At 62.8% G+C, this 7610-nt stretch carries 8 protein-coding genes; 3 read left to right on the top strand and 5 right to left on the bottom strand.

All coding sequences use genetic code 11. The features are described from left to right. The 5 genes from AC1DUU_RS17665 to puuE all read right to left on the bottom strand — a co-directional run. On the bottom strand, positions 1 to 1412 hold a 1412-nt coding region (locus AC1DUU_RS17665; RefSeq protein WP_476784708.1), incomplete at its 3' end, for a CocE/NonD family hydrolase. Between the two features lie 90 nt (positions 1413 to 1502). Next, on the bottom strand, positions 1503 to 2096 hold the full coding sequence (locus tag AC1DUU_RS17660; protein WP_476784707.1) for a nucleoside deaminase: 594 nt from the start codon (positions 2094 to 2096) through the stop codon (positions 1503 to 1505). A 4-nt stretch (positions 2097 to 2100) separates the two neighbouring features. Next, positions 2101 to 2601: an ureidoglycolate lyase gene (locus tag AC1DUU_RS17655; protein ID WP_476784709.1), complete on the bottom strand. Its 501-nt coding sequence runs from the start codon at positions 2599 to 2601 to the stop codon at positions 2101 to 2103. A 21-nt stretch (positions 2602 to 2622) separates the two neighbouring features. After that, entirely contained in the window at positions 2623 to 3468 is an 846-nt protein-coding gene (locus AC1DUU_RS17650; RefSeq protein WP_476784706.1) for a bifunctional allantoicase/(S)-ureidoglycine aminohydrolase, read from the bottom strand. Between the two features lie 6 nt (positions 3469 to 3474). Then, positions 3475 to 4908 carry an allantoinase PuuE gene (gene puuE, locus AC1DUU_RS17645; RefSeq protein ID WP_476784705.1) on the bottom strand — a complete coding sequence of 478 codons (1434 nt, stop codon included), beginning with the start codon at positions 4906 to 4908 and terminating at the stop codon, positions 3475 to 3477. Positions 4909 to 5089: 181 nt separating this feature from the next. Between puuE and uraH the strand changes: the two genes are divergently transcribed. From uraH to AC1DUU_RS17630, 3 genes are all read left to right on the top strand, one after another. Then, positions 5090 to 5455: a hydroxyisourate hydrolase gene (uraH, locus tag AC1DUU_RS17640; RefSeq protein WP_476784704.1), complete on the top strand. Its 366-nt coding sequence runs from the start codon at positions 5090 to 5092 to the stop codon at positions 5453 to 5455. 3 nt (positions 5456 to 5458) lie between these two features. After that, positions 5459 to 6940, top strand: coding sequence for a xanthine dehydrogenase small subunit (gene xdhA, locus AC1DUU_RS17635; protein WP_476784703.1), 1482 nt, complete (start codon positions 5459 to 5461; stop codon positions 6938 to 6940). Position 6941: 1 nt separating this feature from the next. Further along, the coding region (locus AC1DUU_RS17630; RefSeq protein WP_476784702.1) for a molybdopterin cofactor-binding domain-containing protein at positions 6942 to 7610 on the top strand (669 nt) is incomplete at its 3' end.

The following is a 7610-nucleotide window of genomic DNA, read 5'->3' as shown; positions in this document are numbered from 1 at the left end:
GGGACAAGGTCCTCGGGGAATTCATGACCGTTGCGATGGCAGAGGTTGAGCACACCATAGGTGATGCGGGTCGACGCACCGCCCGGCTGAACGTCGCACAGGCGCACCGCCACCATGCCATGCCGGCGGTTTGCCGAAAGCTTGAGTCTGATGACCGGGCCGCCGACGATATCAAGCGGGGCGTCGAGCGGGGTGCTGTCGAAGCAGGCCGATTTGGCGTCGTCGACGCGCTGGTCGCCTGGCAATTCAGGCCCGAGCCAGATGGCGCAATATTCGCCCCCCGCCATGCCGCAATCCTGCGGTGAGTTGATCTCGACGGGTTTTCCGAGACCAGCGGCTTCGGCCAATCGGCCGTTCGTGCCGAACGTGAGGCGCTTGCTGGCAATGTTGGCGGAAGGCCATTGCTGCTCGGCGATCCAGCGACCCTGGCGTTCGAGATACCAGTCGCGCGGGGGTTCGGAATCCATGACGTAGAGCCGCATTGCCGGGTCGCTTTCGACGCCGTTTTCGATGCCTTTCARCCAGCGRTCCCACCAGCGCAGSGCTTCCTGCAGGAAGCCGATGGCTGGCTTGGGTACGGCGAAATGCGGGTATTTGTGGACCCACGGCCCAACGATGCCCTTGACCGGCGCCTGTACGCCCTCGACCAGCCGCGACACCGTATTCTTGTAGGCGTCGCCCCAGCCGCCGACTGCCAGCACGGCAGCCTTGATCGCCGGAAAATCTTCGCAGACCGAGCCGCGTTTCCAATAGGCGTCGCGGGTCTGGTGCTTGAGCCAGAGCGCAGGCAGGAACGGCTCATTTTCGAGTCGGTCGAGCCACATGTCGCGCCATTTGTCGCCAACCAGGGCCGGGTCTGGCGGCCGCGACGAATAAGACAGCATGGTCGCGCCCCAGCCCATGTTCTCGTTGAGCAGAAGGCCGCCCTTGTAGTGGATGTCGTCGGCGTAGCGGTCGTCGGTCGAGCACAAGGTGATGACCGCCTTCAGTGCCGGCGGCTGCTTGGCCGCCACCTGCAGGCCGTTGAAGCCGCCCCAGGAAATACCCATCATGCCGGCGTTGCCGTTGCACCAGGGCTGGGCCGCTGCCCAGGCGATCACGTTGCAGGCGTCCTGCCACTCCTGCTCGGAATATTCGTCCTCCATCAGCCCTTCGGAATCACCATTGCCGCGCATGTCGACACGAATGCAGGCATAGCCGTGGCCGGCGAAATAAGGGTGGGTGAGGTTGTCGCGCGCCGTGGTGCCGTCGCGCTTGCGGTAGGGCAGATGCTCGATGATGACCGGCACCGGGTCCTGGTCGGCATCAGCGGGCATCCACACCCGCGCCGACAGGCGGCAGCCATCGGGCATAACGATGCCCATGTCGGGAAACTCGACGATGTCGCGCGGGAATTCGGTGATGGTTTTCATGCTTGGCTCCTGCGCCATCAGTAGGGCGCAGGCTGGCCGAAGCAAGAGCAACACGTGGGCCAGCGAACGGAATTCACTGGCCAGTTCGCGTCAATTCAGCGGAATGTCGTTGTCGATTTTGCCGGCCTGATAGGCGCCTGACATCTCGTCATAGCGCGCCGAGATTTTTGCGATGCGATCCTCCAGCCGCTTGCGGTCGGGCTCGGGAAGTTCGCGTACGAGCTTGCGCAGCGAATAGCTCTTCCAATAGGCATTTTCAGCGTTGTAGCCGCCCGGCTCCAGCGTGAAGACCTCTTTGAGGATCTTCAAATCATGCGGGATGGCAAAGCTGTCGCGCGAATCCTCGTGGCTGAAGAGATAGTAGAAATTGTCGAAGCCGGCCCAGGTGATGGCCGACAGGCACAGCGAGCAAGGCTCATGCGTCGACAAGAAGATGCAGTCCTTGGTCTCGGGCCGGTTGTCCCTAGGCATTTCGTAGAAGCGCTTCAGGCAGTGCAYYTCGCCATGCCAGAGCGGGTTTTCSATCTCGTTGTTGGTCTCGGCCAGCACCAGCGAGCGGTCGCTCTTGTTGAGCAGTGCAGCGCCAAACAGCTTGTTGCCCTTGGCCACGCCTTGCGCCGTCTTGGGTACGATGTCGTCTTCGATGACGTCGAACAGGCGCTCGATCAGGGAAAGCTCGGCCATGATGTCAAAACCCTTCGGGCAGGACGATTTCGTAAGGATGCGAGAAGTGGAACTCCTCGAGATTGGAGCCTGCGCCGCCGCGGTCGACAACGACGAAATCCTGGTTCTCGCCGATCGGCGTCAGCACCCCGTGCCACAGATTGCGCGGGTAATTCACGCCCTGTCCGGGCGAGGTGATGAAGGCATGCGGCTCGCCCGGGCCGTCGCCGATGTCGTGACAAACGACAACCAGATAGGGCCGTGGCGTAAGCGGRATGAAGGCCTGGCTGCCGAACGGRTGRCGCTCGACCATGGWSAGCTTCAGCGGGAATGGATAGGGCGTGCCCTTGAAGATGTTGATGATGACATGGCCATCCGGCCCTGACGCCTCGGCGCGAGCGAGCGCGTGATAGCGCTCGCATTTGCCTGAATTGATCGGGTAGTGGCTGTCGCAGTTGGTGTCGATCACCTCGCCGAATTCGGCGAAGTTCTCCCGCGTCAGCGGCTTGGCCACGATCCGCTTCATTTCACCCGACATGGCGGACCCTCAGCGGCGGCGCGTGGCGTTGAAGGCGCCGAGTTGCATGTGGCGGTTGACGTCCTTGTAGAGCAGGTAGCGGAACTTGCCGGGGCCACCGGCATAGCAGGCCTGCGGGCAGAAGGCGCGTAGCCACATGAAGTCACCGGCTTCGACCTCGACCCAGTCGTTGTTCAGCCGGTACACTGCCTTGCCTTCCAAGACATAGAGACCATGCTCCATGACGTGGGTTTCCGGGAAGGGGATGATGCCGCCCGGTTCGAAGGTCACCACCGTGACATGCATGTCGTGGCGCAGGTCGTTGGGGTCGACAAAGCGGGTGGTCGCCCACCTGCCGTCCGTGTCCGGCATGGCGTTCGGCTCGATTTCATTGTCATTCAGGAACAACGGATCGGGCGCATCGAGGCCGTCGACATATTCATAAGCCTTGCGGATCCAGTGGAAGCGCGCGGTCTCGGTGCCGGCATTGCGCATCGTCCAGCCGCTCGCCGGCGGCAGGTAGGCGTAGCCGCCCGGCGTCAGCACATGGCTCTTGCCTGATATCGTTACGGTCACTTCGCCTTCGACGACGAAGAACACACCCTCAGCACCAACATCCGGTTCCGGCCGCTCGCTGCCGCCGCCGGGCTGAACTTCCATGATGTATTGCGAGAAGGTCTCGGCAAATCCCGACAGGGGACGTGCGATGACCCACAGCCGCGTGCCGTCCCAATGCGGCAGGAAGCTGGTGACGATGTCCGAGAACTCGCGCTTGGGGATCACCGCATAGGCTTCGGTGAAGACGGCGCGGTCGGTGATCAGGTCGGTCTGAGGCGGCAAGCCGCCTTTCGGAGCGTAGTAGGAGCGGTTTGCCATGTTCTCTTAGCTTGGAAGGAGGTCGTGAAGTCGATACCAGGCGATGCGTTCCACCTGCTTGCAGGCAGTGGGGAATTCCTGGTCGCGGTTGTTGGCGATGCGGGTCTCGAACGCCTTCAATATGCTTGCCTTGTCGTTATCGCGCACCGCGATGATGAAGGGGAAGCCGAACTTCTCGACATAGGCGGTGTTGAGTTCGGTGAAACGGGCGCGCTCGGCGTCGGTCAGCGCGTCGAGGCCGGCGGACGCCTGCTCTTTGGTCGATTCTTCCGTCAGGCGCTTGGCCTGGGCCAGTTTGCCGGCAAGGTCGGGGTGGGCGGTCAAAACGCTGAGGCGCTCAGCTTCGCTTGCCGAGCGGAAAGGGCGGCACAGCGCGTTGTGCAGGCCGCCAGCACTGTCATGGGCCGGTCCGAGCTCCAGTTCGAAAGCGCGTTCGGCGATCCAAGGCGAATGCTCGAAGATTGAGCCGAAGCGCTGGACGAATTCGTCGCGCGCCATGCGCGAGGGGCGCAGCGCCTGCGGCTGGTAGGGATGATGCTCCTGCCAGTGCGCGGCGATGTCCTGGCGGCGGGCCAGCCAGACCCTGTCGTGGTCCTGCACATATTGGATGAAACGGCGCAGTGCTTCGGCGCGGCCCGGACGGCCGACGAGGCGGCAGTGCAGGCCGATGCTCATCATGCGCGGCCGGCCGGCGGCACCCTCGCGATAGAGCGTGTCGAAGCTGTCCTTGAGATAGGCGTAGAACTGGTCGCCCGAATTGAACCCTTGGGCTGTGGCAAAACGCATGTCGTTGGCGTCGAGCGTGTAGGGGATGACAAGCTGCGGTGCGATCGCGTTGCCGTGGCCGTCATGGTCGAGCCAGTAGGGCAGCTCGTCGTCATAGGTATCGGAAATCCACTCGAAGCCGCCTTCGGCAGCGGCGAGGCGAACCGAATAGACCGAAGTGCGGCCGAGATAGAGGCCCTTGGGCCGTTCGCCGACGACTTCAGTGTGCAGGCGAATCGCTTCGAGGAGATCGGCGCGCTCGACGGCTTCGTCGTGGTCGCGGTAGTCGATCCAGCGCAGGCCGTGCGAAGCGATTTCCCAATCGGCGTCCTGCATCGCCGCGACATGATCGGGGGAACGTGCAAGGGCGGTTGCCACGCCATAAACGGTAACAGGGACCTTGGCCTCGGTGAACATGCGATGCAGCCGCCAGAAGCCGGCGCGGGCGCCATATTCGTAGATCGATTCCATGTTCCAGTGGCGCTTGCCTGGCCAGGGAGCAGCGCCCATGACTTCGGACAAGAACGCCTCGGAGGCGGCGTCGCCGTGGAGAATGTTGTTTTCGCCGCCCTCTTCGTAGTTGACCACGAACTGCACGCAGACATTCGCATTGCCTGGCCACTGCGGGTGGGGTGGATTGGCGCCGTAGCCGCGCATATCTCTTACGTAACGCATGGTCCCTCGAAATTCGGTCTCTTGCCGGGCACTTGAGCAGAATAGCGAAAGGAGCGGCAGACATTCCCTCGAAAAAATTTGAAAGTCTTTTTGTAGTGCTCTGCTCGACCACACCTTATGCAATGGCCTTAAATGGCGCAAAATCTACTGTGATGGCGCGTATCGCCAATAGGGAGAGCGAATGACAAAGGCCGAAGGCGGACGCCTTACCACTCATGTCCTTGATACTGCCACCGGAAAGCCTGCCGAGGGGCTGTCGATTTCGCTGTTTCGAATCGAAGGCGATGCGCGGACCCTGCTCAAGAAAGTCGCCACCAATGCCGACGGACGTTGCGACGCGCCGCTACTGATCGGCGATGAATTCCTGACCGGTGAATATGAACTGGTCTTCGCGGCCGGCGATTATCTGCGCGGGCTTGGCACCGATCTGCCCAAGCCGGCCTTCCTCGACATCGTGCCGATCCGCTTTGGCATGGCCGAGCGCACCCATTATCACGTGCCGCTGTTGATCTCGCCCTTCGGCTATTCCACCTATAGGGGGAGCTGAGCCATGGCGACGGTCAAGACACGCAACGAGATCCGCTTCATCCTCAATGGCGAGGATGTGGCGCTGGGCAATATTGCGCCCTCCGAGACACTGCTCGACTATCTCCGACTGAAACGCACGCTGCGCGGCACCAAGGAAGGCTGCGCTGAAGGCGACTGCGGCGCCTGCACGGTGCTGGTCGGCCGGCTCTCCGGCGGCAAGCTCGTCTACGAGAGCGTCAATGCCTGCATCCGCTTCATGGGCTCGCTCGACGGCTGCCATGTCGTGACGGTCGAGCACCTGCGCGGCGAAAACGGCAATCTGCATCCGGTGCAGCAGGCAATGGTCGACTTCCACGGCTCGCAATGCGGCTTCTGCACGCCGGGCTTCGTCATGTCGCTTTACGGCCTGTGGATGAAATCACCGGAGCCGTCGGACGCCGAAATCGAAAAGGCGCTGCAGGGCAATTTGTGCCGCTGCACCGGCTACGAAGCGATCATGCGCGCCGCACGTGCCATTTCCGACTACGGCAAGGTCGCCAAGGACCCGCTTTTGGCCGAACGCAAGGCGATCACCACACGCCTTGAGGCCCTCAAGGACGGCACCCGCGTCGAGATCGGCGAAGGCAAGTCGCGTCTTGTCGTGCCGGCCGATGTCGACGACCTCGCCGCCGTACTGGACAAGGAGCCGGGTGCGACCATCGTCGCTGGCTCGACCGACGTCGGCCTGTGGGTCACCAAGCATATGCGCGAGATCGCGCCGGCCGTGTTCATCGCCAATATCGATGGCCTGCATGGCATGTCGGAGGACAAGGGCGTCATTACGATCGGCGCCGGCGTCACCTACACCGAAGCCTTCGCCATGCTGTCGAAGCGCATCCCGGCACTTGGGCCGCTGTTCGACCGCCTCGGCGGCGAGCAGGTGCGTAACATGGGCACCATCGGCGGCAATATCGCCAACGGCTCGCCGATCGGCGACACGCCGCCGCCGCTGATCGCGCTTGGCGCGACGCTGACGCTGCGCAAGGGCAAGACGCGGCGGACCATTTCGCTGCAGGATTTCTTCATCGCCTATGGCAAGCAGGACCGTGCGGCCGGCGAGTTCGTCGAGGCCGTGCATGTGCCGGTGCCGGAAAAGGGCGAAAAGTTCGCCGTCTACAAGGTGACCAAGCGCCGTGACGAGGATATCACCGCCACGCTCGGCGCGTTCTGGCTGAAGCTTGCCAAGGACGGAACTGTGGCTGAGCTGCGCATCGCTTATGGTGGCATGGCCGCGACACCAAAGCGCGCTTCGGCGGTCGAGGCGGCGCTTGTCGGCAGGCCGTGGACCGAAGTGACGGTCGAGGCCGCGATGGCGAAATATGCCGAAGCCTTCACGCCGCTGACCGACATGCGTGCCACCGCCGAATATCGTGCGCTGGCGGCAAGGAACCTGCTGCTGCGCTTCTACATRGAAACGACCGGCACCAAGGCGCCGCTGCAAGTATCGAGATACGAGGCTGCGTGAGATGACCGAGCACACTCCAAACCTCAAGGCCGCGAAAATCACTGGCGGTGTCGCCACCGACCAGCGCCACGATTCCGCGCACAAGCATGTCGCCGGTACCGCCGTCTACATCGACGACATGCCCGAGCCGGCGGGCACGCTGCACATCGGCCTTGGCCTGTCGAATGTCGCGCATGGCACGCTGAAGAACGTCGAACTTTCGGCCGTGCGGTCCGCGCCCGGCGTGGTCGACGTTCTGACCTATGCCGATGTACCCGGTGAGAACGATGTCTCGCCAAGCGGCATGCATGACGACCCGGTCTTTGCCCAGGGCAAGGTGCAGTTCCATGGCCAGCCGATCTTCGCTGTCATTGCCGAAACGCGCGAGCAGGCTCGCCGCGCGGCGCGGCTCGCCAAGATCGAATATGAAGAACTGCCCGCGATCATCAGTATCTGGGATCTCGATACTGAGAAGGACAAGCAGGTTGCGAGCCCGCTGACGTTGACGCGTGGCGACGCTGCAGCTGCCATCGCTGCGGCACCCCGTCGAGTGAAGGGGCGCATGAAGCTCGGCGGCCAGGACCATTTCTATCTCGAAGGCCAGATTTCGCTGGCGGTGCCCGGTGAAGACGACGAGGTAACGGTCTATTGCTCAACGCAAGGCCCTAGCGAAACCCAGCATCTGGTCGCC

The sequence above is a fragment of the Aminobacter sp. P4_H6_2 genome (assembly GCF_056400805.1).
The sequence above is the reverse complement of the archived record's forward strand: the minus strand, read 5'-3'. Positions and strand labels throughout refer to the sequence as shown.

Coding starts and splice junctions, on each gene's coding strand:
- AC1DUU_RS17650 (WP_476784706.1), bottom strand. CDS start 3,468: ATGGCAAACCGCTCCTACTACGCTCCGAAAGGCGGCTTGCCGCCTCAG.
- puuE (WP_476784705.1), bottom strand. CDS start 4,908: ATGCGTTACGTAAGAGATATGCGCGGCTACGGCGCCAATCCACCCCAC.
- uraH (WP_476784704.1), top strand. CDS start 5,090: ATGACAAAGGCCGAAGGCGGACGCCTTACCACTCATGTCCTTGATACT.